The 26,935-nt window shown below is 60.8% G+C and carries 22 protein-coding genes; 8 read left to right on the forward strand and 14 right to left on the reverse strand.

The genetic code is table 11. The features are described from left to right. Positions 1-303: 303 nt before the first annotated feature. The 5 genes from ABV589_RS16110 to ABV589_RS16130 all read right to left on the reverse strand — a co-directional run bounded on the left by ABV589_RS16110 (position 304) and on the right by ABV589_RS16130 (position 5,106). Positions 304-1,074: a hypothetical protein gene (locus tag ABV589_RS16110; RefSeq protein WP_367082479.1), complete on the reverse strand. Its 771-nt coding sequence runs from the start codon at positions 1,072-1,074 to the stop codon at positions 304-306. Positions 1,075-1,544: 470 nt separating this feature from the next. After that, positions 1,545-2,294 (reverse strand): L-cystine ABC transporter ATP-binding protein TcyN, encoded by a 750-nt coding sequence (tcyN, locus tag ABV589_RS16115; RefSeq protein ID WP_003220606.1) that lies wholly within the window; start codon positions 2,292-2,294, stop codon positions 1,545-1,547. A gap of 4 nt (positions 2,295-2,298) precedes the next feature. Further along, positions 2,299-2,964, reverse strand: a complete 666-nt coding sequence (gene tcyL, locus ABV589_RS16120; RefSeq protein WP_003220607.1) for a cystine ABC transporter permease — start codon at positions 2,962-2,964, stop codon at positions 2,299-2,301. Beyond that, positions 2,964-3,764, reverse strand: a complete 801-nt coding sequence (gene tcyJ, locus ABV589_RS16125) for a cystine ABC transporter substrate-binding protein (RefSeq protein WP_202370864.1) — start codon at positions 3,762-3,764, stop codon at positions 2,964-2,966. Before tcyJ ends, tcyL begins: the two co-directional genes overlap by 1 nt. Positions 3,765-4,107: 343 nt before the next feature. Then, positions 4,108-5,106: a D-cysteine desulfhydrase gene (locus ABV589_RS16130; RefSeq protein ID WP_367082482.1), complete on the reverse strand. Its 999-nt coding sequence runs from the start codon at positions 5,104-5,106 to the stop codon at positions 4,108-4,110. A 190-nt stretch (positions 5,107-5,296) separates the two neighbouring features. Between ABV589_RS16130 and epsC the strand changes: the two genes are divergently transcribed. Both epsC and betT read left to right on the forward strand, forming a co-directional pair. Further along, positions 5,297-6,223, forward strand: coding sequence for a serine O-acetyltransferase EpsC (gene epsC, locus ABV589_RS16135; RefSeq protein ID WP_095137901.1), 927 nt, complete (start codon positions 5,297-5,299; stop codon positions 6,221-6,223). 423 nt (positions 6,224-6,646) lie between these two features. Further along, positions 6,647-8,608 carry a choline transporter BetT gene (gene betT / locus ABV589_RS16140; protein WP_167734187.1) on the forward strand — a complete coding sequence of 654 codons (1,962 nt, stop codon included), beginning with the start codon at positions 6,647-6,649 and terminating at the stop codon, positions 8,606-8,608. A gap of 24 nt (positions 8,609-8,632) precedes the next feature. Here the strand turns inward: betT and ABV589_RS16145 are convergent, their stop codons facing one another. After that, positions 8,633-8,893 carry a hypothetical protein gene (locus tag ABV589_RS16145; protein ID WP_003220613.1) on the reverse strand — a complete coding sequence of 87 codons (261 nt, stop codon included), beginning with the start codon at positions 8,891-8,893 and terminating at the stop codon, positions 8,633-8,635. A 341-nt stretch (positions 8,894-9,234) separates the two neighbouring features. On the opposite strand from ABV589_RS16145, the gene ABV589_RS16150 reads away from it, so the two are divergent. Then, positions 9,235-9,636: a type II toxin-antitoxin system HicB family antitoxin gene (locus ABV589_RS16150; RefSeq protein ID WP_367082484.1), complete on the forward strand. Its 402-nt coding sequence runs from the start codon at positions 9,235-9,237 to the stop codon at positions 9,634-9,636. 93 nt (positions 9,637-9,729) lie between these two features. On the opposite strand, the gene ABV589_RS16155 is transcribed toward ABV589_RS16150, so the two are convergent. Next, complete coding sequence (locus tag ABV589_RS16155) at positions 9,730-10,767, reverse strand: LacI family DNA-binding transcriptional regulator (protein WP_367082486.1); 1,038 nt, start codon at positions 10,765-10,767, stop codon at positions 9,730-9,732. 205 nt (positions 10,768-10,972) lie between these two features. On the opposite strand from ABV589_RS16155, the gene ABV589_RS16160 reads away from it, so the two are divergent. From ABV589_RS16160 to mgrA, 3 genes are all read left to right on the forward strand, one after another. Then, positions 10,973-13,198: a TonB-dependent receptor gene (locus ABV589_RS16160; RefSeq protein WP_367082488.1), complete on the forward strand. Its 2,226-nt coding sequence runs from the start codon at positions 10,973-10,975 to the stop codon at positions 13,196-13,198. Between the two features lies 1 nt (position 13,199). Then, positions 13,200-14,519 (forward strand): LLM class flavin-dependent oxidoreductase, encoded by a 1,320-nt coding sequence (locus ABV589_RS16165; protein ID WP_367082490.1) that lies wholly within the window; start codon positions 13,200-13,202, stop codon positions 14,517-14,519. A gap of 171 nt (positions 14,520-14,690) precedes the next feature. After that, complete coding sequence (gene mgrA / locus ABV589_RS16170; RefSeq protein WP_367082492.1) at positions 14,691-15,728, forward strand: L-glyceraldehyde 3-phosphate reductase; 1,038 nt, start codon at positions 14,691-14,693, stop codon at positions 15,726-15,728. Between the two features lie 160 nt (positions 15,729-15,888). Here mgrA and tauD read toward each other — a convergent pair whose 3' ends face one another. The 7 genes from tauD to ABV589_RS16205 all read right to left on the reverse strand — a co-directional run bounded on the left by tauD (position 15,889) and on the right by ABV589_RS16205 (position 24,305). Further along, the gene (gene tauD, locus ABV589_RS16175; protein ID WP_367082494.1) at positions 15,889-16,731 is read right to left on the reverse strand and encodes a taurine dioxygenase; all 843 of its coding nucleotides are present in this window, start codon (positions 16,729-16,731) and stop codon (positions 15,889-15,891) included. A 135-nt stretch (positions 16,732-16,866) separates the two neighbouring features. Next, positions 16,867-17,700 (reverse strand): taurine ABC transporter permease TauC, encoded by an 834-nt coding sequence (gene tauC / locus ABV589_RS16180; protein ID WP_367082496.1) that lies wholly within the window; start codon positions 17,698-17,700, stop codon positions 16,867-16,869. After that, on the reverse strand, positions 17,697-18,491 hold the full coding sequence (tauB, locus tag ABV589_RS16185) for a taurine ABC transporter ATP-binding subunit (protein ID WP_367082498.1): 795 nt from the start codon (positions 18,489-18,491) through the stop codon (positions 17,697-17,699). Before tauB ends, tauC begins: the two co-directional genes overlap by 4 nt. Positions 18,492-18,507: 16 nt before the next feature. Further along, complete coding sequence (gene tauA / locus ABV589_RS16190; protein ID WP_329699012.1) at positions 18,508-19,485, reverse strand: taurine ABC transporter substrate-binding protein; 978 nt, start codon at positions 19,483-19,485, stop codon at positions 18,508-18,510. 283 nt (positions 19,486-19,768) lie between these two features. Further along, positions 19,769-21,352, reverse strand: coding sequence for a glutamate--cysteine ligase (gene gshA / locus ABV589_RS16195; RefSeq protein WP_367082500.1), 1,584 nt, complete (start codon positions 21,350-21,352; stop codon positions 19,769-19,771). A gap of 245 nt (positions 21,353-21,597) precedes the next feature. Next, complete coding sequence (locus ABV589_RS16200; protein ID WP_135294745.1) at positions 21,598-21,981, reverse strand: PaaI family thioesterase; 384 nt, start codon at positions 21,979-21,981, stop codon at positions 21,598-21,600. Next, positions 21,981-24,305, reverse strand: coding sequence for a Tex family protein (locus ABV589_RS16205; RefSeq protein ID WP_367082502.1), 2,325 nt, complete (start codon positions 24,303-24,305; stop codon positions 21,981-21,983). Before ABV589_RS16205 ends, ABV589_RS16200 begins: the two co-directional genes overlap by 1 nt. A 358-nt stretch (positions 24,306-24,663) precedes the next feature. On the opposite strand from ABV589_RS16205, the gene ompR reads away from it, so the two are divergent. Then, a complete protein-coding gene (gene ompR / locus ABV589_RS16210) occupies positions 24,664-25,404 on the forward strand; it encodes a two-component system response regulator OmpR (protein ID WP_003220637.1) in 741 nt (246 codons plus the stop codon). Between the two features lie 112 nt (positions 25,405-25,516). Then, positions 25,517-26,830 carry an ATP-binding protein gene (locus tag ABV589_RS16215; RefSeq protein WP_003220639.1) on the forward strand — a complete coding sequence of 438 codons (1,314 nt, stop codon included), beginning with the start codon at positions 25,517-25,519 and terminating at the stop codon, positions 26,828-26,830. Positions 26,831-26,935 lie beyond the last annotated feature (105 nt).

The raw sequence follows: 26,935 nt of genomic DNA on the forward strand, positions 1-26,935 counted from the left end.
CCGCAAAAGTGCGGCGAACGAAAGAATGTCCGGTGGTCCGGTTCATATACCCTAAGCGTGTATAAATATTAAATAAACTAACTTTTAGGAATATGTATAGAAGGGGTGGTGGTCGGGTTGGTTAACAACTTTGTTTCGGTGACTGGAGTCTGTGGCAAGGAGCTCGTCGAATCGTCGCACCGTCCCGTTCGACTGCGCAGCAGTCGCGAAACCTGATCTCCACGTTTCAATTGAAAGAACGCGTTCTGCAGGTTCTGGGGGCGCTTCGCACCCCAACGGGAGCGAGCTCCCTCGCCACAAAGTTCAGCGTTCTTCTTGGCGCGATTCAGCGGCCTTCAGATCCTGGCGCAACGGTACCTTCAGATAAGGATTCACACAGCCGATCTTCAGCGTCCGTGGCGGTGCCCAGCGTGAGTTGTTGCCCACCCAGTCGATGATGCAGTAGGTCACGTCCAGACGCAGATCCTCACCGCCTTCGACGATCACCGCCGGTGGTACCCAGACCTGAATCGGCAGGCCGACATCGGCTGCAGTGATTCGGGCCAGGTCCATGCGCACGTCGCCCCAGCGCAAGGTAATGGCGTCGTCCTCGGCCATGTTCAGGTAGGGTTCGATGGTCAGTGGTACACCGCGTTTGATCTGATAGGGATTCACGCCCTGGCGCCGAATGGTGTCGGGCAGCGAGACGGGCGCCAGTTGCTGATTCTCGTCACCGCAGAGCGGCGAAGGCTGGCCGCCGGGGCAGTCGAGCTTGACCTGCACCCGGGTTGCCGCCGACAGCGCCGGCCCCTGGCCGATCTGCATCACCCGATAGTGAATCCGTGCGGTGCCACTGGCGATAAAACTCTCCGGTACCCGCAGGCTGATCGAGGCGCCGACGTCTTCGCTGGTCAAGACCCGCGATGCAACGTAGCAGTTGTTCCAGAACAGTTCGATCAGATCACCGGCGTCCATGCCGGAATAGGGCAGCACATCAATCAGCAAATGCGCGGCAGCCGCCAGGTTGATCGCGTTGTTGTGTGCGGATGCGAGGTTCGGCGCTGCCAGTTCGGCAATATGCGAAGTGCGGGTCATCAGGTTCTCTCCTTGAAGTCTTGCGGCGAATTCCATGTCTTGAAAAAACAAAAGGCGTGATGAATCGGTAATGCAACCGTGAACTTTTGTTCGGGCTGAGTACGGATTTATTCAACTACTGGGTGCCGGTTGCCGACTAGATAAGAGCGTGCGGGAAAGAGTGTCAATAGAGCATGTTAGTTAATCAATGAATTACGGATTAATCAGAAGCTTCCTACGCTGATCAGGCATGCTGCCTAGCGGTTATGGCGAATGGAACTACGATTCTTCCGGAGTTTCTGCGGTTTCTGTGTAGACCGGTTTAAGTGGTTTTATAGGCGCAATAGCGCGCCGCAGATTATTTTTATCTGTTGCAGAGGATAAATGTATTGTTTTGACAGGTTTTTAAACTGGAGGGATTCAAATGTTTTTCAGGCGGGGGAAGTATAACTTCCATCCGTGGAAGTTAATGATTCAAAACAATAATGTTCTCAGGCGTGATTCAGGAACTTGCTGAGAAACTGTTGGGTGCGTTCTTCTTTCGGATTGGCAAACAACGCCTTGGCTTCGCCTTGTTCGACGATCACGCCCTTGTCGAAAAACACCACACGGTTGGCCACGTCGCGGGCAAAACCCATTTCGTGGGTGACGATGACCATGGTGCGTTTTTCTTCAGCGAGACCGCGAATGGTCGCCAGCACCTCGCCCACCAGCTCCGGGTCGAGGGCCGAGGTCGGCTCGTCGAACAGGATCACTTCCGGCTCCATCGCCAGCGCCCGGGCAATCGCCACGCGCTGCTGCTGACCGCCGGACAGACGACGCGGATAAGCATCTTCCTTGCCGGCCAGACCGACCTTGGCCAGCAGCTTCATGCCCAGGGCAACGGCTTGCTCGCGCGGCATCTTCTTGACCACGATCGGCCCTTCGATGACGTTTTCCAGCGCCGTGCGGTGGGGGAACAGGTTGAAGTTCTGGAACACGAAGCCCACGTGCTGACGCAGGTTGCGCACCAGGCTCTGTTGCTGGCTCAGCGGGCGGCTGGTATCGATCTCGATATCGCCGACCTTGATCCGGCCGCTGGTGGGTTGTTCAAGGAAATTCAGGCAGCGCAGGAACGTGGTCTTGCCCGAACCGCTGGGGCCGATGATGGCCACGACCTCACCTTCCTTCACCTCAAGATCGATGCCTTTGAGCACCTCTTGACCCTTGAACTGCTTGGTCAGTTTTTCCACGACAATCATGGGCTCAGGACTCCTGGTCATGCCGATTGGCCCGCTCTTCCAACTTGTTCTGCAGGTGCGACAGCACCGTGGCCAGAATCCAGTAGATCAGCGCGGCGGCAAGATACATGGTGAAGACTTCAAAAGTCCGGGCGGTAATCAGTTGCGCCTGGCGGAACAGTTCCGGCACCTGAATGGTGGCGGCCAGTGCCGTGTCCTTGACCAGCGAAATGAAGCTGTTGCCCAGCGGCGGCAGCGCCGTGCGCATGGCCTGCGGCAGGATGGCCCGGCGCAGGGTTTGCGCACGGGTCATGCCGATGCTCGCAGCGGCTTCCCACTGGCCGCGCTCGATCGAACCGATCGCCGCACGCAGGATTTCACAGGCGTAGGCAGCCATGTTCAGCGAGAAGCCGATCAGCGCCGCCGGCAGCGGATCCAGTTCCAGACCCAATTGCGGCAAGCCGTAATAGATCACGAACAGTTGCACCAGCAACGGCGTGCCGCGAAAGAACGACACATAGATGCGGGCAATCCAGCTCACCAGTTTGAAGCGCGACAGGCGCATCAAGGCCAGGCCGAAGCCCAGCAGCAAGCCGAAGAACATGCCGCCCAGACTGAGGATGACCGTGTAATACGCGCCCTTGAGCAGAAAGGGCGCGGAGTCCAGTGCGAGTTGGAAAGCTTCTTCCATTATTTGGTGACGTCAGCGTTGAAGTATTTCTTCGACAGCTTCTCAAGGGTACCGTCGGCACGCAGTTCGTCGAGCGCCTTGTTCACCGCCGCCAGCAGCTCAGGCTCGCCTTTGCGCAGGGCGATACCGGATTCCTGACGGGAGAACGCTTCACCGGCAGCCACGGTTTTCGGGGCTTTCTTGGCGTATTCAAGTGCAGCCAGACGGTCGATCAGGATCGCGTCAGTGCGACCGTTGTTCAGGTCGGCGAACTTGGTCGGATCATCGTCGTAGGTACGCACGTCAGCGCCCGGCACGTTGGCGCGGACCCATTGCTCGTAGTTGGTGCCCAGGCCGACACCGACTTTCTTGCCGGACAGATCGGCGGCAGTCTTGATGTTCAACTTGGCTTCCTTGTCCTTCAGCACCAGCGCCTGAATCCCGGAAACGGTGTACGGCTCGGAGAAGTCATACTTCTTCTTGCGCTCGTCGGAGATGGTCACTTGGTTGACCACGACGTCGAGACGTTTGGATTCCAGTGCAGCGAGGATACCGTCCCACTTGGTCGGCTGAATCTTGGCTTTTACGCCGAGTTTCTGCGCCAGGGCTTCGGAGAGTTCGACTTCGAAACCGGACAGCTTGCCGTCGGCATCAACGAAACTGAACGGTGGGTAAGTGCCTTCCAGGCCGACGTTGATAACGCCCTTGTCCTTGATCTGTTGCAGCTGCTCACCGGCGGATGCCTGGCCGATCAGGCCTGCGCTCAGTGCAAGGCCCAGCGAACCTACCAGCAGATTGCGACGTAGTGCGGAAAAATTCATGACAAGCCCCTGTGTTTTCTTATGGAAGACGCTTAAGGAAAGTTGGCGAATCCGGGAATTCAACGACTACGTTATCGTGCCCTAAAGCAGCTTATGCGTCTTGCCCGAAATTCGCCTGCGGCGAGACTATAAGATGTCTGCTTTAGACTTGAAAATACTTAATATCTGATTTGATATTCATATATGGAATATGAGGCATTTGCCTGGGGCGAGGGAGCTTGCTCCCGCCCGACTGCGCAGCAGTCGCAATACCTGCCGCCAGTGTTCAATTGAAAAACGCGGAAGCAGGTTTGCGGGCGCTGCGCGCCCCAGCGGGAGCAAGCTCCCTCGCCACAAAAGCACTTCAACCGCTCAAAGCATCCTTGTAGGCAAACAACGCCGGCGCCCCACCCGTGTGCAGGAAGATGATCGGACCCTCGTTGAAACGCTGACGGCCGATCCCGTCGAGCAACCCGGCCATGGCCTTGCCGGTATACACCGGGTCGAGCAGCACCGCGTCCTGACTGGCCAACAGTTTCACCGCCGCCAGTGTCCCGGCATTTGGCTCGCCGTAACGCGGGCCGAAGTATTCGTCCCACAACTCGACCTTGAAGTGCTCCGGCAATTTCACGCCCAGCAGCTCCGCCGTGCGCTCGGCCAGCCCCTGTACTTTCGGGCGCTGATCTTCTTCGCTGCGCGAGACCGTCACGCCGATCACCGGCAATTGCGGCAGCGCTTCGCTCAACGCCAGCGCCAGACCGCTGTGGGTCCCGGCGCTGCCCGAGGCCAGCACCACGGCGGCGAAATTCAGCCCGGTGTCCTTGATCTGCTCGGCCAGTTCCAGGCCGGCACGCACGTAGCCCAACGCACCGAGGGCATTCGAGCCGCCGATCGGCACCAGATAGGGTTTCTTGCCATTGCTGCGCAGGCGCACGGCGAGGGCGGCCAGTAATTCGTCGGCGTTGTCGAGGTTGTCCACCAGCTCGACCTTGGTGTCGAACAAGTCCAGCAGCAGACGGTTGCCGTTGCCGGTGTAGTTGCTGTCGTCGGTGCCCAGCGGATTTTCCAGCAGCGCCGCGCAACCCAGGCCGAGTTTGGCCGCCAATGCGGCGGTCTGGCGTACGTGGTTCGATTGCAGGGCGCCGGCGGTGATCAGCGTGTCGGCGCCTTGGGCGAGGGCGTCGGCGGCGAGGTATTCGAGTTTGCGCAGCTTGTTGCCACCCATGGCCAACGGCGTCAGGTCATCGCGTTTGATGTACACATCGCGGCCCAGCCAGGCGGACAGGCGTTCGAGTTTTTCCAGTGGCGTGGGTTGGCCGAGCAGGTTGAGACGGTTAAAGCGATCCAGCTGTTGTTTGATCATGAGCCCGTACTGGCGGAGGAAGATGACAGGACTATAGGCAGGCGGTTTTACCGGGGCAACCGTGAATTGCTTATAGCCAAATGTGCTTAGGCCAGCACTATCGGTTCTTGATGCGCCCTTATGGGCATGTCGTAAAGTAGTCGCCGTTGACGCGGCCCGACCGTCCGGCCGCCCGTGAGGAGTCTTTACCGTGAGCGAGCGTTCCAGCCATTGGCAATTGCAGACCATCGTCAGCCAACTGCGTACCGCGCGGGATCAGTGGCGTACCCAGAATGGCCGCGCGAGCGGCGAGCAGGGTGGTCGCGAGTTGCCGTCCCGCGCGGCTATGGCCGAGATTCTCGAGGCGCTGTGTGGCGCGTTGTTTCCGATGCGGCTGGGGCCGGTGGATCTGCGTGAGGAGAGTGAGGACTTCTATGTCGGGCATACCCTCGATACCTCGTTGAATGCCTTGCTGGCGCAGGCGCGGCTGGAGTTGCGTTATGTCGCCCGGCACAGCGCTCAAGGCGATGCTGACGTCGAAGCTCAGGCGATCCGCATCATTCAGGATTTTGCCCTGGCCTTGCCGGGTTTGCGCAGTTTGCTCGACACCGATGTGCTGGCGGCCTATCACGGCGATCCAGCGGCACGCAGTGTCGATGAAGTGTTGCTGTGCTATCCGGGAATACTGGCGGTGATTCACCATCGTCTGGCGCACCATCTGTATCGCGCCGGGTTGCCATTGCTGGCGCGAATCAGCGCGGAGATTGCGCACTCGGCCACCGGCATCGACATCCACCCGGGCGCGCAGATCGGCCGCAGCTTTTTCATTGACCACGGCACGGGTGTGGTGATCGGCGAGACCGCGATCATCGGCGAGCGGGTGCGGATCTATCAGGCCGTGACCTTGGGCGCCAAGCGCTTCCCGGCGGATGAAGACGGGCAGTTGCAGAAGGGCCATCCGCGGCATCCGATTGTCGAGGATGACGTGGTGATTTACGCCGGGGCGACGATTCTGGGGCGGATCACTATCGGTCAGGGGTCGACCATTGGTGGCAATGTCTGGCTGACGCGGAGTGTGCCGGCGGGGAGCAACCTGACTCAGGCCAATCTGCAGCATGATGACGGGACGCAGAAGTAAAACATCCAATTCGTTTGTGGCGAGGGAGCTTGCTCCCGCTGGAGGCCGCAGGACTCCCAATTGCGACTGACGCCGGATTGGGACTGCTGCGCAGTCCAGCGGGAGCAAGCTCCCTCGCCACAATTTCCGCATCGAATCAGGTTGATGGCATTCAGCCAATTCTCCATTGAACGAATCCCCCCAAACCCGCGTCATACCCCTCCTTGGGCTTTGTAGGAAAACTACCGCCTGGCCCTGCGATTAGTCCTTACCACCCTATCCATGTTTAACTTGAACGTTCATTCAAGTTAAACCGGTGGTTCGCTGCCCGCTCACAACAGGAGGCTTGCCTTTGCTGAGTCCGATCATTTCAGCCACGTTTCAACCCCTCGAGGTGCACGTTTCATGAGTGCATCGTCTACCCCCGCCAGCGGTCTGGTTCGCATGAATCCGCCGGTGTTCTACTTCGCCGCGACGGTCATTCTGCTGTTTGGTCTGGTTGTCATCGCCATGCCGGAACAGGCCGGCGCCTGGTTGCTGGCTGCGCAAAACTGGGCGGCCAATACGGTCGGCTGGTACTACATGCTCGCGATGACGCTGTATCTGGTCTTCGTGGTGGTCACCGCGTTATCGGGCTACGGCAAGATAAAACTCGGTGCCGACCACGACGAACCCGAGTTCAGTTACCTGTCCTGGGCCGGCATGCTGTTCGCCGCCGGGATCAGCATCACGCTGTTTTTCTTTTGCGTATCCGAGCCACTGACGCACTTGGCCCAACCGCCGCAAGGCGAGGCCGGCACCGCCGATGCGGCGCGGCAGGCGATGCAGATTCTGTTTCTGCACTGGGGCCTGCACGGCTGGGGCGTGTTCGCCTTTGTCGGCATGGCGCTGGCCTATTTCGCCTACCGGCATAACCTGCCGCTGGCCTTGCGTTCGGCGCTGTATCCGCTGATCGGCAAGCGCATCAACGGCCCCATCGGTTATGCGGTGGACGGCTTCGGCATCATCGCCACGGTGTTCGGTCTGGGTGCCGACATGGGCTTCGGCGTGCTGCACCTCAACTCCGGTCTGGACTACCTGTTTGGCATCGCGCACACCCAATGGATTCAGGTCGGCCTGATCACGCTGATGATGGGTGCGGCGATCATCGTCGCCGTGTCGGGTGTGGACAAGGGCGTGCGGGTGATGTCCGACATCAACATGCTGCTGGCCTGTGCGCTGCTGCTGTTCGTGTTGTTCGCCGGGCCTACCCAGCACCTGCTCAACACCCTGATCCAGAACCTCGGCGATTACCTCGGCGCGTTGCCGATGAAGAGTTTCGACCTCTACGCCTACGACAAACCGAGCGACTGGCTCGGTGGCTGGACGGTGTTCTACTGGGCCTGGTGGATCGCATGGTCGCCGTTCGTGGGCCTGTTCATCGCACGGATTTCCCGTGGTCGGACCATCCGTGAATTCGTCTTCGGCGTGCTGCTGATTCCGCTGGGTTTCACCCTGGCGTGGATGTCGATCTTCGGCAACAGCGCCATCGATCAGGTGCTCAATCACGGCATGTCGGCACTGGGCATGTCGGCCCTCGACAATCCGTCGATGAGCCTTTATCTGCTGCTGGAAACCTACCCGTGGAGCAAGACTGTCATCGCGGTGACGGTGTTCATCAGCTTCGTGTTCTTCGTCACCTCGGCCGACTCCGGCACCGTGGTGCTCTCGACCCTGTCGGCCAAGGGCGGCAACCCCGACGAAGACGGGCCGAAATGGCTGCGAGTGTTCTGGGGCGCGATGACCGCGCTGGTGACCAGTGCACTCCTGTTCTCCGGCAGCATCGATGCGTTGAAGTCGGCGGTGGTGCTGACCTCGCTGCCGTTTTCGATGATCCTGTTGCTGATGATGTGGGGCCTGCACAAGGCGTTCTATCTGGAATCGCAGAAGCAGATCGCGCAATTGCATTCGCTGGCACCAGTGTCCGGTTCGCGGCGTGGCACGGGTGGCTGGCGCCAACGTCTGAGTCAGGCGGTGCACTTCCCCTCACGCGACGAGGTGTACCGCTTCATGGACACCACGGTGCGCCCGGCGATTGAAGAAGTGACGGCGGTATTCGTCGAGAAGGGCTTGAACGTGGTCACGCAGCCGGATCCGGCGCACGACAACATCAGCCTGGAAATCGGCCACGGTGAGCAGCATCCGTTCATCTATCAGGTGCAGATGCGCGGCTACTTCACGCCGTCGTTCGCCCGCGGCGGCATGGGTTCCAAGCAACTCAACAACCGCCGCTACTACCGCGCTGAAGTGCACTTGAGCGAGGGCAGTCAGGACTACGATCTGGTCGGCTATACCAAAGAGCAGATCATCAACGACATCCTCGACCAGTACGAACGTCACATGCAGTTCCTGCATCTGGTGCGTTGATCGGCAACTGAGCGCCGGGACGTCTCACGACTCGGCGCTCAGCACCATGAACAACACCATCGCCGCCATCGGCACCCCGAACACCGCACTGCCCACCGCGATCTCCGATCCCAGCGGCTGCCCGGCATGCACCACCCCCACCGCACCATTGATCACCGTCAACGCCAGCCACAGCGCGGCGAAGCTGTAGGCCAGCGTCTGCCGGCTGAAACCGACGCGCTCGCCGATGTAGAGCATCAGGGCCAGCAGGACCAGGCCGAAGAAGATGATGATGGCGGTGTGCATGGATGTGCCTTTTGGGTTTTGCGGTGCCTGATCGGACGCCTTCGCGGGCAAGCCCGCTCCCACAGTGATCTCGGTCATTCACAGATTCTGCTACAACCAAAATCCTGTGTGAGCGGGCTTGCCCGCGAAAGGGCCACCTCGGTGTTACTTCGAGCATAGACAACTCTGCCTTCCATTCGCCTTATTCCGTTGATTAGCTTTAGTTTCGCGCAGTGGCATTGATGCGAAAACTGAGTCCACCCTCAGGTAATGATCAATTTCAAGATGTGTATTTTGACTTCTTGTCTGGGGGGTTGAACCTATAGTGGCCAGCATCAACTGATGTATGGAAAGGATTGCAGATGAAATTCCCGGTCGTTCTGCACAAGGATGCCGACTCGGACTACGGAGTGATTGTCCCGGATGTACCGGGGTGCTTCTCCGCAGGTACCACGGTAGCCGAAGCCTTCGAAAACACTCAGGAGGCTCTGGCCCTGCACTATGAGGGGCTGGTGGCTGATGGCGCGCCATTGCCTCGTGTTCAGGATATTGATGCGCATATCGAAAACCCGGATTACGCGGGTGGAATCTGGGGTGTTGTCGACTTTGATATCACACCCTATTTCGGCAAGTCGGTACGCTTCAATGCCACGCTGCCCGAGCAACTGCTGGAGCGTATTGATCAAACAGTCCGGCGTGATCAGCGCTACAGTTCTCGCTCCGGGTTTCTGGCCGCCGCTGCGTTACGCGAATTGTCGACATAACCTGTAGGAGCTGCCGCAGGCTGCGATCTTTCGCTTTTAAAAGCCAGAATCAAAAGATCGCAGCCTGCGGCAGCTCCTACTGAAGCATGTGCGTCAGGTGCTCTCGCGCTCGATCATTTGGCACTGCAACAGGTTCAACCGCTGCACCTCATCGCTCGGCAACACCCCGAGACTTTCCAATACCCGTGTCGCCGCCAGCACGCCAATCTCCAGTGCCGGCGGTTCGATCGTGCTCAGGCTCGGCAACAGCATCTCGGCGAACGGGTAATCGCCGAAGCCGAGCACGGCGCAGTCTTCGGGGATTTTGATGCCTGCGCGTTGCCCGGCGAGCAGGCCGCCGGCGGCGAGGTTGTCGTTGGCGAAGATGATCGCGTCGGGGCGGGGCGCGGCGTTCATCAGCGCCTCCATTGCCTGCTTGCCGGCCTCGAATGGCGCGCGCTCGGCGTCGGGGGCGAACACCCACGGCTCCAGCCCAAAGTCGCGCACGGTGGCGGCGTAACCGTCGCGACGTTCGAGGGCACTGAGGTCGCCGGGAGCGCTGTTCTGTACGAAGGCGATGCGGCGATAGCCTTTGTCATGCAGATAACGGGCAGCGGTCACGCCGACTTCATAGTGCGAAAAGCCGATCTGCATCGGCTCGCGATCCGGCTGGTAATCCCAGGTTTCGATCACCGGAATATCCGCTTCGGCGATCATCTTTTCCGTACCCGAACTGTGGAAGTGGCTGGTCAGTACCAGCGCCGCCGGCGACCAGCCGAGAAATGCGCGCACGGCGTTTTCTTCCTGCTCAGTACTGAAGTAACTCGACGCCAGCAGCAGCTGATAACCGTGGCGGCTGAGGGTGTCGCTGAAGCCCTGAATGGTGTTGGCAAAGATCGGCCCGGAGATGTTCGGAATCACCATGCCGACGATTTTGCCCCGCGCCGACGCCAGTCCGCCGGCCACCAGATTCGGCACGTAACCCAGCTCGGCCACCACCGCCGCGATCCGCTCGCGGCGCTCCGGCGAGACGGTTTCCGGCTGATTGAAATAGCGCGACACGGTAATCGCCGAAACACCCGCCTGGCGTGCCACCGCATTCAGGGTCACGCGTCCGGCGCCACGGCGTTTTCGGGGCTTTTCCTGGTTCAAGGCTCGATCCTTCTTAAAAACCAAAATGCATATAAAAGTAATTTTTCAGTATTGGACGCTCTATGCAAAGCTTGCCAATACTGGCGATGTTAGCGCTAACAATGCGCATTGTCTGCTACTCGCTCGAGCGAATGCCCAAGACACCGATTCAGGCGCTGTCGTCGCAGAACGGCAGCGGTTCAGGGCCAATTTCGAGCGGGCAACCATGCACAACATTCCTGGGGCGACACACAAATTGGCGCAATCGATTCGCGCCGCTGGCTGGATTTTTACCGGGCTGGCGGCGTTACCGCTGGCCGATGCGCTGGCGGCTGACAGCAGCGATCAGGAGCCAACCCTCAAGTCCGTCACGGTCACCGCCACCCGCCGCGAAGAGTCGCTGCAGAAGGTGCCGGTGGCAGTGTCGGTGATCGACGGCGAACAACTGGAGCGCGACAACCGCAACGGCGTGGCGAGCATCGTCCAGCAAGTGCCGTCGCTGAATTTCCGTACCGGTGCGTCGAACAAGGACACCTCGTTGTTTGTGCGAGGCGTCGGCACGATTTCCACCTCGCCCGGCGTCGAGCCAACAGTGGCCACGGTGATCGATGGCGTGGTCTATGCGCGTCCCGGTCAATCGACCCTTGATCTGCTGGATCTGGAGCGCGTCGAAGTGCTGCGTGGCCCGCAAGGCACGCTGTTCGGCAAGAACGCCTCGGCCGGTGTGCTCAACATCACCAGCAAGGCGCCGACCAACGAGACCCACGGTTACATCGACCAGTCGTACTACAGCGGCAACGAAAGCCGCACCCGTTTCGGCATCGGCGGCAGCCTGATTCCGGACACGCTCAAGGGTTCGATCAGCACCCTGTTCGGCACATACGACGGCAACGTCGACAACAAAAACAACGGCCAGGAGGTCAACGGTTACAACCATCGCGGCGTGCGCGGCAAACTCGAATTCACGCCCAATGACGACATCACCTTCACCCTGATCGCCGACTACATGCAATCCCACGACGACGGTCCCAACGGCGTCGTCAGCAAGTCGCTGACCCCGGCTTTCGCCAACGCGTTGAGCCCGGTCTACGCCAGCGGCCACAACCGCGACATCAACACCGACACCCGCAGCCATGTCGAGGACACCAACAAAGGCCTGTCCGGCCAGCTCGACTGGCAACTGGGCGATTACACCCTGACCTCGATCACCGCATGGCGCGGCTGGGACAACACTCAGTATCAGGATGGTGATCGGCTGAGCACGATCACCCCGGCGTTCCCCGGCACCGCCGACAAGGGCGATCTGGCCTTCGATCAGTACTCGCAGGAGCTGCGTCTGGCCTCGCCGAAAGGTGAGTTCCTCGAATACGTTGGCGGCCTGTTCTACATGCACGGCAAGGATGACGAGACCTATCAGCGCACCTTGACCGCCACCACGCGCACCGACCGTGGCGTCGCCGATTACAGCACCACCAGCGACAGCTACGCAGCGTTCGGTGAGACCACGCTGAACTTCACTTCGGACTTCCGTGGCATCGCCGGCCTGCGCTATACCCACGATGAGCTGGAATACGATCACCGTCGCGTCTCGACCTCGGCGACCACGGTCAGCGGCATTCAACCGGCCACCAGCAGTTCCGGCTCGGTGGACGAAGACGGCTGGTCCGGTCGGCTCGGCGTGCAGTACGACCTCAGTGATGCAGTCACCACGTACCTGACCTATTCGCGCGGCTACAAAGGCCCGGCGTACAACGTGTTCTTCAACATGCAGCCGCGCGACACCGAGGCGCTGAAACCAGAGACCTCGAACACCTGGGAAGCGGGGATCAAGGCCACGAGCTGGAACAACCGGCTGACCACCAACCTCGCGGTGTTCCACAGCGATTACGACAACTACCAGGCGAACTTTTTCGACACGGTCGCCGGGCAAGTGGTGACGCGTCTGATCAACGCCGGCAGCGTCAGCACTGAAGGCGTCGAACTCGATTACGCCTTGCAGGCGACCCAGCAACTCAAGTTCTCCGGGGCGCTGGCTTACACCCGCGCGCGTATCGATCAATTCAGCTGCCCGGCAGGTGCGGCGGCGTCGTGCAACGTCAACGGCAAGCCATTGCCGTTCAGCCCGGACTGGAAAAGCTACGTGCGCGCCGACTACAGCATCCCGCTGGACAACGGCCTCGATATCGAACTCGGCACCGACTACAGCTGGCAGAGCGAAGTGCAGTACGACATCAGCCAGAACGCCGACACCAAACAAGGCGCCTACGGCATCTGGAACGCCAGCGTCGCTCTCGCCGATTACAGCAACGGCTGGCGCGTGGCGCTGCTGGGCAAGAACCTCGCCGACAAGTCCTACTCGCCGTTGCTGGCCAGCGGCGGCAGCTACATCTACCGCGCTGTGCCACGGGATGACGAGCGCTACTTCGGCGTGCAACTGCGCAAGGATTTCTGAGATGAGCAGACAACTGAAACTCGGCGCGTTTCTCATGGCCACCGGGCACCACATCGCCGCGTGGCGGCACCCGCAGGTGCCGGCCAATGCCGGTCTGGATTTCGCCCACTACAAGCGTCTGGCGCAGATTGCCGAGGCAGCGAAATTCGACACGCTGTTCGTCGCCGACAGTGTTGCCGCGCCGACTCAGGACATCGCCAGCCGCATGGCGCGCTCCGATCACTTCGAACCGCTGACCTTGCTCTCTGCGTTGAGCGCAGTCACCGAACAGATCGGCCTGATCGCCACGGCGACCACCAGCTACAACGAGCCGTACCACGTGGCGCGCAAATTCGCTTCGCTCGATCATTTGTCCGGCGGGCGTGCGGGGTGGAATCTGGTGACCTCGGACAACGCCGCCGAGGCGCTGAATTTCGGTCGCGACGAGCACATCGGTCACGCCGAACGCTACAGCCGCGCTCGCGAGTTTCATCGAGTGGTCACCGGGCTGTGGGACAGTTGGGAGGACGATGCCTTTGTCCGCGACAAGGCCAGCGGCGCCTATTACGACCCAGCGAAGCTGCACGTGCTGGATCATGTCGGCGAACACTTTCGGGTAAAAGGCCCGCTGAACGTGGCGCGCTCGCCACAGGGACAACCGGTGATCGTGCAGGCCGGTTCATCCGACACCGGGCGTGAACTGGCGGCACAAACCGCTGAGGTAGTGTTCACCGCGCAGACTTCGCTGGCCGGCGCGCAGGCGTTCTACGCCGATCTCAAGGGGCGCCTGCCCAAGTACGGACGCAGTGCCGATTCGCTGAAAATCATGCCGGGGGTGTTTGTCGTCGTCGGGCAGACAGAAGCCGAAGCGCAGGAAAAATGTGAAACGTTTCAGCAATTGGTCGAACCGGAGGTTGGCGTGGCGTTGCTTGGGCGTATGCTGGGCAACTTCGACTTGTCGAAGTACCCGCTGGACGGCCCGCTACCGGAGTTGCCTCTGACCGACAGCGGCCAGCAGAGCCGGCAGAAATTGCTGACTGAATTGGCGGGGCGGGAGAACCTGACCCTCGCCGAATTGGGCCGGAGGATTGCCGGTGGGCGTGGGCATTACAGTCTGGTCGGCACACCGGCGCAGATCGCCGATCGCTTGCAGGAATGGTTCGAGCAGGGCGCGGCGGATGGTTTCAACGTGTTGGTACCGCACCTTCCGGGCGGGCTGGAAGATTTCGCCCAGGGCGTGGTCCCGGAACTGCAACGGCGTGGGTTGTTCAGAACCGAGTATGAGGGCCGGACGTTGCGCGAGAACCTGGGCCTTGCCCGACCGCAAAACAGATTTGTGTGAACACCCTGTGGTGAGGGGATTTATCCCCGATGGGTGGCGAAAGCCACCCCCAAATCTGCATTCAAATTCGCGATTTTTTTGGGACGGCTACGCCGTCCATCGGGGATAAATCCCCTCACCAAAGTTGGGATTCACCCTCAATTTGCTGTTAATCAAACAAGAGAGGACTCGATGACTTACACCGCTGCCGAAAACCGCTACGACTCCATCCCTTACCGCCGCGTCGGCCGCAGCGGTCTGGTGCTGCCGGCGCTGTCGCTGGGCCTGTGGCACAACTTCGGCGACAGCACGCCGATCGACACCCAGCGTGCCCTGCTGCGTACCGCGTTCGACCTGGGCATCAACCACTTTGACCTGGCCAACAATTACGGCCCGCCGTACGGCAGCGCCGAGATCAATTTCGGTCGTTTGCTGCGTGAAGACTTCAAGCAGTACCGCGATGAACTGATCATCTCCAGCAAGGCCGGTTGGGACATGTGGCCTGGCCCGTACGGTCAGGGCGGCGGTTCGCGCAAATACGTGCTGGCCAGCCTCGACCAAAGCCTGCAGCGCCTCGGTCTGGACTATGTGGATATCTTCTATTCGCACCGCTTCGACCCGGACACCCCGCTGGAAGAAACCGCCAGCGCCCTCGCCACCGCCGTACAACAGGGCAAGGCGCTGTACATCGGCATCTCGTCGTACTCCGGGGTGAAAACCCGCGAGATCGCCGCGCTGCTCAAGGAATGGAAAGTGCCGCTGCTGATTCATCAGCCGGCGTACAACCTGCTCAATCGCTGGGTGGAAAAAGACCTGCTCGACACCACCGCTGAGCTCGGCACTGGCGTCATCGCCTTCACCCCGCTGGCGCAAGGTCTGCTGACCGACAAGTACCTCAACGGCGTGCCGGCGGATGCGCGGGTCAATCGTCCGGGCGGTGGTTCGCTGCAGGCTTCGCACTTGTCCGATGCCAACATTGCCCACGTGCGGGCGTTGAACGAGATCGCCAAACGTCGCGGCCAGAGCCTCGCGCAACTGGCGCTGGCCTGGACCCTGCGTGATCCACGGGTGACCTCGGCACTGATCGGTGCGAGCCGGCCGGAGCAGATCATCGAGAACGTCGGGGCGTTGAAGAATCTGAGTTTCAGTGCTGAGGAACTGGCGGAGATCGACCGGTTTGCCCAGGAGGGCGGGATTAATCTGTGGGAGAAGCCGTCGACCGCTGAATAAATGACTGGCGCCGAATTATTCGGCGCCTGCTCTGACGCTTTCGCGGGCAAGCCGACTCCCACAGGGTTCCAGTCGTACACAAAGTCTGTGAACGGTGCTTTACCTGTGGGAGCGGGCTTGCCCGCGAAGGGGCCAGTTCAGACAACGAGGAAATCGGGTCTTATCTGAAGAACGGCACATCCCCCAACACCGTCGCCCGCTGCATCACCCGTCGTGCCGGGCGGTAATCATCCACCGCGTAATGTTGCGTCACGCGGTTGTCCCAGAACGCAATGTCGTCCTGCTGCCAGCGCCAGCGAATGGTGAACTCCGGCCGGGTTGCGTGGGCGAACAGGAATTTCAGAATCGCCTCGCTCTCAGTGTCCGACAGCTCGTTGATCTTCGAGGTGAAGCCTTCGTTGACGAACAACGAACGGCGTCCGCTCACCGGGTGAGTGCGGATCACCGGGTGCGACAGCGGCGGATTCTTGCGCCTTGCTTCTTCCCACTGCGCCAGGGCTTGCGGCGTATTGCCGTAACGTTCCAGCGGAAACGAACGAGTGAAATCGTGAGTGGCAGTCAGGCCTTCGAGCAGGGTTTTCATCGGTGCTGACAGCGCTTCATAGGCGGCAATTCCGCTGGCCCACAGGGTGTCGCCGCCAAATTCCGGCAACAGCTTGGCGCTGAGCACCGCCCCCAGCGCCGGGGTCGGCAGGAAGGTCACGTCGGTGTGCCAGATCGCGTTGTCGCGCACGTCGGTGACGGCCGTGTCGAGGATCAGCACTTCGGGCTGTTCCGGCACGTTCGGATAGATCGGGTGAATGTGCAGGTCGCCAAAATACGCCGCGAAACGCGCCTGTTGCGATGGCTCGATCGGCTGGTTGCGAAAGAACAGCACCTGATACTTGAGCAGCGCCTGCTCGATGGCATCGCGCTGTTCCAGGTTCAACGGCTGGCTGACGTCGACGCCGCTGATTTGCGCGCCGAGGGCCGAGCTTAATGGGGTGATGGTCAGGCTGCTCATGGTGGTTCTCTTCAATTCCGGGTACCCCTTGTAGGAGCTGCCGCAGGCTGCGATCTTTTGATCCTGATCTTTTAAAAACAAGATCAAAAGATCGCAGCCTGCGGCAGCTCCTACAGGGGAGGTTTCACAAATGCTTTAGTGAGTTTGGCCGTGCCACGGCACCAGTTTGCGCTGCAGGGCACGCAGGCCCATTTCCATGGCGAAGGCGATCAGGGCGATCACCAGAATCCCCAGCACCACCACATCGGTGACCAGAAATTGCGCAGCCGACTGCACCATGAAGCCCAAACCGCTGGTGGCGGCGATCAGTTCGGCGGCGACCAGGGTCGACCAGCCAACGCCCAGACCAATGCGCACACCGGTGAGAATGTCCGGCAGGGCGCTGGGCAAAATCACATGGCGGATCAGTTGTGCGCGAGTGGCACCGAGCGACTGCGCAGCGCGTAATTTCGCCGGGTCTACAGTGCGCACACCGGTCGCGGTAGCGATGGCGATCGGTGCAAAAATCGCCAGGTAGATCAGCAGCACTTTCGACAACTCGCCGATGCCGCACCAGATCACGATCAGCGGCAGATACGCCAGCGGCGGAATCGGCCGGTAGAACTCGATCAGCGGATCAAGCACCCCACGGGCAATACGATTGGCACCGATGGCAATGCCCACTGGCACTGCGGTCAGAATCGCGAAGCCGAGGCCCAGACCGATGCGGCTCAGGCTAGCGCCCAGGTGCTGCCACAGGGTCGAATCCATGTAACCGGTGGTCGCCAGCAACCAGCCTTTTTGCAGCACGGCGGACGGTGGTGGCAGGAACAGCGGTTCGATCAAACCGGTGGCGGTTACGGCCCACCAGATCACCAGCAAGGCGAACAGGGTCAGCAGGCTGATCCAGCGGGTGCTGAGGCTGCGCCGCACGGGAATTGCCACCGATGGGCTTTTCACGGCGGGGGCGGAAACGTCGTAACTGCTCATGCGCGCTCCTGCCGTTGCACGGCGCTGCGTTGCGAGAACACTTTGCTCAGCACGTGCTCGCGGGTTTCGATAAAACGCGGGTCGGACTTGATCGCTCGCGCCGATTCACCAGCGGCATAGCGCTGGCCGAAATCCAGATGCAGACGCTCGACGATCTGCCCCGGATTCGGCGCCAGCAGAATCAGGTCAGTGGCGAGGAATACCGCTTCTTCGATGTCGTGGGTAATCAGGAACACCGGTTTGGCAGTGCGCTGCCAGACTTGCAGCAATAGCTCCTGCATCTGCTCGCGGGTGAAGGCGTCGAGGGCGCCGAAAGGTTCGTCCATCAGCAGCACGCGCGGGTCGGCGGCGAGTGCGCGGGCCAGGCCGACGCGCTGTTTCTGGCCACCGGAGAGTTGCCAGATGCGGCGGCTTTCGAACCCCGAGAGATCAACCAGTGCGAGCATTTCCCGGGCGATCTTTTCGCGTTTGTCTTTGGCGACACCCGCCAGCTCCAGACCGAAAGCCACGTTGGCCAACACATCCTGCCAGGGCAGCAAAGCGTCATCCTGGAACACCACGCCGCGCTCGGCGTTCGGGCCTTTGACCGGCACGCCGTCGAGGGTGATGCGCCCGGCGCTGGGTTCGACGAAGCCGGCAATCAGGTTCAACAGCGAAGTCTTGCCACTGCCGGACGGGCCGAGGGCGACCAGCAATTGCTGAGGCCCGAGGGTCAGGGAAATGTCCGCCAGCACCGGTTCCGGGCTGCCGGGATACTGTGCGCTGATGCGCTCCAGCTGTAGCAAGGCCATCGCAGTGAACTCCCGATCAGTTGGTGATGTATTTGGCACTGACGTACGGCGCGTAGTCCGGCAGTACGGCTTCGACCTTGCCTTGCTCCTTGAGGAACGCGGCGGTGTCGGTAATGGCTTTGGTGGTCGGCGCGCCGAGGGTGATCACCTGATCAGCCGCCAGCGGGTAGACGTTGCCTTGCAGCAGCAGCGGAATGTCGCTGGCCTTGGCGCCGGAGAGCTTCACCAGTTTGTCGACGTGGGACTGATCGGCGAGCCAGGCTTTGGGATCCTTGCGGTATTCGGCGTAGGCGTCGAGAGTGACCTTGGCGAACGCGGTGACGATTTCCGGGTGCTTCTCGGCAAAATCCTTGCGCACGATCCAGGCATCGAAGGTCGGCGCGCCGAACTTGGCCAGTTCGCCGGAGGTGATCAGCACTTTGCCGTTTTCCTTGGCGACACCGAGGGCCGGATCCCACACGTAAGTCGCGTCGATGTCACCGCGTTTCCACGCGGCGATGATCGCTGGCGGGGCAAGGTTGAGCACGGTGACTTTCGACGGATCGATGTTCCAGTGCTTCAACGCCGCGAGCAGGCTGTAGTGACCGGTGGACACGAACGGCACGGCGATTTTCTTGCCGACCAGATCCTGCGGGGTCTTGATCCCGGAACCGTCGCGGGCGACCAGCGCTTCGGCGGCGCCGATCTGGGTGGCGATGAGGAAAGTTTCCACCGGAACCTTGCGGGTGATGGCGGCGGTCAGCGGGCTGGAACCGAGATAGCCGATCTGCACGTCACCGGAAGCGATGGCAGCGATGATGTCGGCGCCGTTGTCGAACTTGCGCCAGCTGATGTCGGCCTTGGTGGCTTTCTCGTAAGCGCCATCGGCCTGGGCGACTTTCGCCGGGTCAACGGTGGTCTGGTAAGCGACGGTAAGGTCGGCAGCCTGCGCCAGAAAGCTCGCAGCAGCCAACGAGGCCACGGCCAGCAGGCGAAGCGGGAAATTCAGTTTCATGGGGGAGTGCTCCAAATCAGGCGACCGACGATCGGCGTGAAAGGAGACTAAATGATCTAAGAATCTAAAAATAAATAACTTTTTAGACTTAGCTTATGAGCGGAAAAATCTAAGGCGTGAGGGATTGTGGGTGAGGTCATTGTGGCGAGGGAGCTTGCTCCCGCTGGAGGCCGGAGGACTCCCATATCAATTCATCACGGTGCTGCTGATGCACCGGGGGACTGAGATTGCGACTGCTGCGCAGCCGAGCGGGAGCAAGCTCCCTCGCCACAGGGAATAGTGGTTAGTTACTGATCGCCAGAATGCTCGCCTGATACGACCCGACAAACACGTCGAAATCGCCCACCTCGTTCTGCTCAAGCTCCGCCTGTTGCGCCAGCGACGAGCGCGCCAGCTCCTCGAACTTCGTCTGTTCATCAGCAGCCAACGGCTCGCTGCGGAAGAACTCGGCATGCGCCTGGCTCTGACGCAGGGAGAATTGCGCGAAGCTTTCCTTGTGCTCGGCCATTGCCGCCAGTACCTGGGCCGACGGGGTCAGGGACGAATCCTTGACCTTGGCCAGTTGCGCGTCCAGCGCCTTGCTGTGTGCGTCGCTGCCATGGCTCTGATCGAGCAATGCCGCCAGCGGTGCGATTTTTTCCAGCAGCTCGGCTGCCCAAACCTTCAACTCGACCGCTTCACCGTCGCGCTGCAATTGCAGGCCCGGACGCCGACCTTCCTTGACCACGCTGAGGAAGTTCGAAGTGGCATTGCCGCACGAAGTGTTGGTCAGCAGCGGACTGTCGTTCAGCGCGCAATACAGCAGGAACGCGTCGAGGAAGCGGGATTCGGTGACGTCGATGCCCATCGGCAGGAACGGGTTGATATCCAGGCAACGCACTTCGACGTACTGAATGCCCCGGGCCATCAGCGCCTGGATCGGCCGCTCGCCGGTGTAGGTCACGCGTTTCGGGCGGATGTTGGAGTAATACTCGTTTTCGATCTGCAGGATGTTGGTGTTGAGCTGTACCCACTCGCCATCCTGGTGCGTGCCGACTTCCACATACGGCGGATACGGCGTGGCCACAGCCTTGCGCAGGCTGTCGGTGTAGCTCGCCAGATCGTTGTAGCACGGCGTCAGGCCGGCCTGAGCGTTGCTCTGGTAACCGAGGTCGCTCATGCGCAGGCTGGTGGCGTACGGCAGGTACAGGGTGTCCGGATCCAGTTGTTCCAACTGGTGCGAACGGCCGCGCAGGAAGCCTGCGTCCAGCGCTGGCGAAGCACCGAACAGGTACATCAGCAGCCAGCTGTAGCGGCGGAAGTTACGGATCAGCGCGATGTACGACGACGACTGGAAATCGCGGTCGGTGCCGACGTAACCCTCGGCTTCGCGCAGCAGCGGCCAGAGCTTTTCCGGCAGGGAAAAGTTGTAGTGAATCCCGGCGATGCACTGCATGGTCTTGCCGTACCGCAGGGCCAGGCCCTTGCGGTAGACGTACTTGAGCTGACCGATGTTGGAGGTGCCGTAATAGGCGATCGGGATGTCTTCCTCGGCCGGCAACGGGCACGGCATCGATGGACTCCACAGGTACTCGTTGCCGAGCTTGCTGTAGGCAAAGCGATGAATCTTGTCCAGGCTCGCCAGCGTATCGGCCGGATCGGGCAGGGCGGGGGTGATGAATTCCAGCAGCGACTCGGAGTAGTCGGTGGTGATCTGTTCATTGGTCAGCGCGGAACCCAAGGCTTCCGGGTGCGGCGTTTGCGCCAGACGACCTTCACTGGTCACGCGCAGGCATTCACGTTCGATACCGTGGAGGCACTGTTCGAGCAGAGAGAGGTTGGCGCGCTCGCCGAGCAGAGCCAGGCGGCGGTTGAGAAGTTCGCTCAATTTGGATTCCTTCACGCGTCAGTCGCCCCAATATGGGGGTGGGCAGGACGGTCTACAAGGGTGAAGTTGAAACTGGCGTTATCGCCTGGTTTTCTAGCCGGTCAGCCACACACATAAACTGTAGGAGCTGCCGCAGGCTGCGATCTTTTGATCTTGCTATTGAAAAACAAAGTCAAAAGATCGCAGCCTGCGGCAGCTCCTACAGGATCATTGCGCCGAAATTAACTCAAAATGATGAACAACATCTACAGGACAGCGAACGTGCCTTGCGCTTTTGCGACCAGTTTGTCGCCCTGCATCACGTCGGCCTCGACCACCAGCGTGCGACGGCCCGGGTGGATCACCCGCGCCGTGCACAGCACCTCGCCGTCAGCGACGGCGCGGATGTAGTTGATCTTGCACTCGATGGTCGCGCTCTGCTGATCGAAGCCATGGGTGCTGGAACAGGCCAGCCCCATGGCGATATCGACCAGACTGAACAGCGCGCCACCGTGCAATTTGCCGCCGCGATTGCGCAGTTGCGGTTCCAGCACCAGGGCGACTTGCGCCACCCCGGTTTCCAGGCTGTGCAGGCGGCAGCCCAACAGCTTGAAAAACGCGCTCTCGACGAGCCCGGCCGGAATCTCCATCAGCGTTTCTTCAACTGCTTGGCGTTAGCGAACAGCGAAGCCATGGCGTTGTTCACCGGAGCGGCTGTGGCCGTTTCCTTGCGTGGCGCGTTGTTTGATGACTGGCGCGGTGCCGAGCCCGGACGCGAACCACGGGCGCCATCGATTTTCTCGCCCGGGGTGTCGCTCATGCGCATCGACAGACCGACGCGTTTGCGCGGGATATCGACTTCCATGACCTTCACTTTCACCACGTCACCGGCCTTCACCGCTTCGCGTGGGTCCTTGATGAACTTCTCCGACAGCGCCGAGATGTGCACCAGACCGTCCTGATGCACACCGATGTCGACGAACGCGCCGAACGCGGTCACGTTGGTCACGACGCCTTCGAGGATCATCCCCAGCTGCAGGTCTTTGAGGTCTTCGACACCTTCCTGGAACTCGGCGGTCTTGAACTCCGGACGCGGGTCGCGACCCGGTTTTTCCAGTTCTTGCAGGATGTCGGTGACGGTGGGCAGACCGAAGGTTTCGTCGGTGAATTTCTTCGGATCCAGACGCTTGAGGAACGCGGCGTCGCCGATCAGCGAGCGAATGTCGCGGTCGGTTTCAGCGGCGATGCGCTGTACCAGCGGATAGGCTTCCGGGTGAACAGCGGAAGAGTCCAGGGGGTTGTCGCCGTTCATCACGCGCAGGAAGCCTGCGGCCTGTTCGAAGGTTTTTTCGCCCAGACGCGCGACTTTCTTCAGCGCCGCACGGGTCTTGAACGCACCGTGTTCGTCACGGTGGGCGACGATGTTCTGCGCCAGAGTCGCGTTGAGGCCGGAGATCCGCGCCAGCAAGGCCACCGAAGCGGTGTTCACATCGACGCCGACGGCGTTCACACAGTCCTCGACCACCGCATCCAGACCACGCGCCAGTTTCAGCTGCGACACGTCGTGCTGGTACTGGCCGACACCGATGGATTTCGGATCGATCTTCACCAGCTCGGCCAGTGGATCCTGCAGACGACGGGCGATGGAAACGGCGCCACGGATCGACACGTCCAGATCCGGGAATTCCTTGGCCGCCAGTTCCGATGCCGAGTACACCGAGGCGCCGGCCTCGGACACCATGACCTTGGTCATCTTCATCGCTGGGTATTTTTTGATCAGCTCGATCGCCAGTTTGTCGGTTTCGCGGCTGGCGGTGCCGTTGCCGATGGCGATCAGGTCAACCGAGTGCTTGGCGCACAGGGCGGCCAGAATCGCGATGGTCTGATCCCACTTGTTGTGCGGCACGTGCGGGTAAACCGTGGCGTGATCGAGCAGCTTGCCAGTGGAGTCGACCACCGCGACTTTGCAGCCGGTACGCAGGCCCGGGTCGAGGCCCAGGGTGGCACGCGGGCCGGCCGGCGCGGCCAGCAGCAGGTCGTGCAGGTTGTGGGCGAAGACGTTGATCGCCTCGGTTTCGGCACCGTCGCGCAGCTCGCCGAGCAGGTCGGTTTCCAAGTGGGTGTAGAGCTTGACCTTCCAGGTCCAGCGCACCACTTCACCGAGCCATTTGTCGGCCGGGCGGTTCTGGTTCTGGATGCCGAATTGCTGGCCGATCATGCCTTCGCACGGGTGCATGGTGCCCGGCAGCTCGTCGCCGACTTTCAGCGCGGAGCTGAGGATGCCTTCGTTGCGGCCACGGAAAATCGCGAGTGCGCGGTGCGACGGCATGCTTTTCAGCGGCTCGTCGTGTTCAAAGTAGTCGCGGAACTTCGCGCCTTCTTCTTCCTTGCCGGCGATCACGCGGGCGCTGATGGTCGCTTCCTGCTTGAGGAAGGTACGCAGCTTTTCCAGCAGGCTGGCGTCTTCGGCGAAGCGCTCCATCAGGATGTACTTGGCGCCTTCCAGCGCAGCTTTCACGTCGGCTACGCCTTTCTCGGCGTCGACGAAACGTGCGGCTTCGGTTTCCGGCGTCAGATTCGGATCGTTGAACAGGCCGTCGGCCAACTCGCCGAGGCCGGCTTCCAGGGCAATCTGGCCCTTGGTGCGGCGCTTCTGCTTGTACGGCAGGTACAAGTCTTCGAGGCGGGTCTTGGTGTCGGCGAGCTTGATGTCGCGCTCAAGGGCGGGGGTGAGTTTGCCCTGCTCCTGGATGCTGGCGAGGATGCTGATGCGCCGTTCGTCGAGTTCTCGCAGGTAGCGCAGACGCTCTTCCAGATGACGCAGCTGGGTGTCATCGAGGCTGCCGGTGACTTCTTTCCGGTAACGGGCGATGAAGGGAACGGTAGAGCCTTCATCGAGTAGCGCGACGGCCGCTTCGACCTGTTGCGGGCGTACGCCGAGTTCCTCGGCGATGCGGCTGTTGATGCTGTCCATAAAACCACCTGACATATTGTGAAAGCAGGCTCGCAGGCACGGAAATAAAGGCCCGGAGTCTGGTTGAGCGGCTAGAAAATTGCCGCTGCCTGGGTCAAAAGGCACCCCATTGACCCGTGAAATCGAACAATTACTGCGGCCACCGGTAAAAAAGCCCGGCCACCTGCGGTAACGATTCAGACGTTGCCTGGCACAAAACGCCGCGCATTATAACCAGCGTTCTGTCATTCGGGGGTGTAGCAGTCTGTAGGTAGAAACCCCGGTTTTCTGGCAGTGAAGGAAAAATCTGCTAACAATGCACACGGTGCGTATAACGGCAGCTACGCCATAATGCGCGCCGAGCTAAAAGGAGCATCCAATGAGCAGCACTGCAAACAATGCTGAAGGCGAAAAAATTCTTATTGTTGACGACGATCCGGGGCTGAGCAGCCTGCTGGAACGTTTCTTCGTCAGCAAGGGCTACCGTGCCCGTGCCGTACCGAACACCGAGCAAATGGACCGTCTGCTGTCGCGTGAAGTGTTCAATCTGGTCGTCCTCGACCTGATGCTGCCGGGCGAAGACGGCCTCACCGCATGCCGTCGCCTGCGGGCGGCGAACAATCAGATTCCGATCATCATGCTCACCGCCAAAGGCGATGAGATGAGCCGCATCAAGGGCTTGGAACTGGGCGCCGATGACTATCTGGCCAAGCCGTTCAACCCGGACGAGCTGATGGCACGGGTCAAAGCGGTTCTGCGGCGTCAGGCCGCACCGGTGCCGGGCGCGCCGGGCAGCGAAGACGAAAACGTCACCTTCGGTGATTACGTGCTGTCGCTGGCGACCCGCGAGCTGAAACGTGGCGAAGAAGTGCACATGCTCACCACCGGTGAGTTTGCGGTACTCAAGGCGCTGGTGATGAACGCGCGTCAGCCGCTGACCCGCGACAAACTGATGAACCTGGCCCGTGGCCGCGAGTGGGATGCCCTGGAGCGTTCCATCGACGTGCAGATTTCCCGTCTGCGCCGGATGATCGAGCCGGATCCGTCCAAACCACGCTATATCCAGACGGTCTGGGGTGTGGGCTACGTGTTCGTACCGGACGGCGCCGCCACCAAGTGATCGGCGATTTGTAGGAGCGGGTCTGCGCATCGGGTTGATCAACCCTCTACGCAGACTCGCAATCCGCAATATGCGAGCATGGCTCGCTCCTGCAAGTGTGTAACGGTTATCGATGAAAACCCCCGTCTGGTTCCCCCAAAGTTTTTTCTCCCGCACCCTGTGGCTGGTGCTCATCGTCGTGCTGTTTTCCAAGGCGCTGACCCTGGTTTATCTGTTGATGAACGAGGACGTCCTGGTGGATCGCCAATACAGCCACGGCGTCGCCCTGACGTTGCGCGCCTATTGGGCGGCCGATGAAGAAAATCGCGCAAAGATTGCCGATGCCGCAACCCTGATCCGGGTAGTCGGCGCCGGTGTACCGGAGGGCGAACAACACTGGCCTTACAGTGAAATCTATCAGCGGCAGATGCAGGCGGAGCTGGGCGCCGATACCGAAGTGCGCTTGCGCATGCACTCGCCGCCGGCGCTGTGGGTGCGTGCGCCAAGCCTCGGTGACGGCTGGCTGAAAGTGCCGTTGTACCCGCATCCATTGCGCGGCCAGAAAATCTGGAACGTGCTCGGCTGGTTCCTCGCCATCGGCTTGCTGTCCACCGCCTCGGCGTGGATTTTCGTCAGCCAGCTCAACCAGCCATTGAAGCGCCTGGTGTACGCCGCCCGACAACTCGGTCAGGGCCGCAGCGTCCGTCTGCCGATCAGCGACACACCGAGCGAGATGACCGAGGTGTATCGCGCCTTCAACCAGATGGCCGAAGACGTCGAACAGGCCGGTCGCGAGCGTGAGTTGATGCTGGCGGGGGTCTCCCATGATTTGCGTACACCGCTGACGCGCCTGCGTCTGTCGCTGGAGCTGATGGGCGATCGCAACGATTTGACCGACGACATGGTGCGCGACATCGAAGACATGGACGCGATTCTCGACCAGTTCCTCGCGTTCATTCGCGACGGTCGTGACGAGTCGGTGGAGGAAGTCGATCTGAGCGATCTGGTGCGTGAAGTGGCCGCGCCGTACAACCAGAACGAAGAGAAGGTGCGGTTGCGTCTGGAACCGATCCAGCCGTTTCCACTGCGCCGGGTGTCAATGAAGCGCCTGCTGAACAACCTGATCGGCAACGCCCTGAACCATGCCGGCAGTGGCGTCGAAGTCGCGGCTTATGTGTCCGGTGACACCAGCGCGCCGTACGTGGTGTTGAGCGTGATGGACCGGGGGGCGGGGATCGATCCGTCGGAGCTTGAGGCGATCTTCAACCCGTTCACCCGTGGCGACCGTGCCCGGGGCGGGAAAGGTACCGGGCTGGGGTTGGCGATCGTGAAGCGGATTGCTTCGATGCATGGCGGCAATGTTGAATTACGTAACCGCTCCGGGGGTGGATTGGAAGCGCGAGTCAGGTTGCCGCTGGGGTTGATGTTGCCTCGAGATGCCGTTTAATCCATTAAACCCTCACCCCAGCCCTCTCCCAGAGGGAGAGGGAGCTGACCGAGGTGTCTGGCGTCATACATCGACTTGAAAGACTGGGGGCGATTGTGGATTCGG

The sequence above is a fragment of the Pseudomonas sp. HOU2 genome (assembly GCF_040729435.1).
In the GTDB taxonomy this organism is placed as follows: Bacteria; Pseudomonadota; Gammaproteobacteria; order Pseudomonadales; family Pseudomonadaceae; genus Aquipseudomonas.

Excerpts from the sequence above, each read along its gene's own strand:
- ABV589_RS16110 (WP_367082479.1), bottom strand. The coding sequence starts at position 1,074 with ATGACCCGCACTTCGCATATTGCCGAACTGGCAGCGCCGAACCTCGCA.
- tcyN (WP_003220606.1), bottom strand. The coding sequence starts at position 2,294 with ATGATTGTCGTGGAAAAACTGACCAAGCAGTTCAAGGGTCAAGAGGTG.
- tcyL (WP_003220607.1), bottom strand. The coding sequence starts at position 2,964 with ATGGAAGAAGCTTTCCAACTCGCACTGGACTCCGCGCCCTTTCTGCTC.
- tcyJ (WP_202370864.1), bottom strand. The coding sequence starts at position 3,764 with ATGAATTTTTCCGCACTACGTCGCAATCTGCTGGTAGGTTCGCTGGGC.
- ABV589_RS16130 (WP_367082482.1), bottom strand. The coding sequence starts at position 5,106 with ATGATCAAACAACAGCTGGATCGCTTTAACCGTCTCAACCTGCTCGGC.
- betT (WP_167734187.1), top strand. The coding sequence starts at position 6,647 with ATGAATCCGCCGGTGTTCTACTTCGCCGCGACGGTCATTCTGCTGTTT.
- ABV589_RS16145 (WP_003220613.1), bottom strand. The coding sequence starts at position 8,893 with ATGCACACCGCCATCATCATCTTCTTCGGCCTGGTCCTGCTGGCCCTG.
- ABV589_RS16150 (WP_367082484.1), top strand. The coding sequence starts at position 9,235 with ATGAAATTCCCGGTCGTTCTGCACAAGGATGCCGACTCGGACTACGGA.
- ABV589_RS16160 (WP_367082488.1), top strand. The coding sequence starts at position 10,973 with ATGCACAACATTCCTGGGGCGACACACAAATTGGCGCAATCGATTCGC.
- ABV589_RS16165 (WP_367082490.1), top strand. The coding sequence starts at position 13,200 with ATGAGCAGACAACTGAAACTCGGCGCGTTTCTCATGGCCACCGGGCAC.
- mgrA (WP_367082492.1), top strand. The coding sequence starts at position 14,691 with ATGACTTACACCGCTGCCGAAAACCGCTACGACTCCATCCCTTACCGC.
- tauD (WP_367082494.1), bottom strand. The coding sequence starts at position 16,731 with ATGAGCAGCCTGACCATCACCCCATTAAGCTCGGCCCTCGGCGCGCAA.
- tauC (WP_367082496.1), bottom strand. The coding sequence starts at position 17,700 with ATGAGCAGTTACGACGTTTCCGCCCCCGCCGTGAAAAGCCCATCGGTG.
- tauB (WP_367082498.1), bottom strand. The coding sequence starts at position 18,491 with ATGGCCTTGCTACAGCTGGAGCGCATCAGCGCACAGTATCCCGGCAGC.
- tauA (WP_329699012.1), bottom strand. The coding sequence starts at position 19,485 with ATGAAACTGAATTTCCCGCTTCGCCTGCTGGCCGTGGCCTCGTTGGCT.
- ABV589_RS16200 (WP_135294745.1), bottom strand. The coding sequence starts at position 21,981 with ATGGAGATTCCGGCCGGGCTCGTCGAGAGCGCGTTTTTCAAGCTGTTG.
- ABV589_RS16205 (WP_367082502.1), bottom strand. The coding sequence starts at position 24,305 with ATGGACAGCATCAACAGCCGCATCGCCGAGGAACTCGGCGTACGCCCG.
- ompR (WP_003220637.1), top strand. The coding sequence starts at position 24,664 with ATGAGCAGCACTGCAAACAATGCTGAAGGCGAAAAAATTCTTATTGTT.
- ABV589_RS16215 (WP_003220639.1), top strand. The coding sequence starts at position 25,517 with ATGAAAACCCCCGTCTGGTTCCCCCAAAGTTTTTTCTCCCGCACCCTG.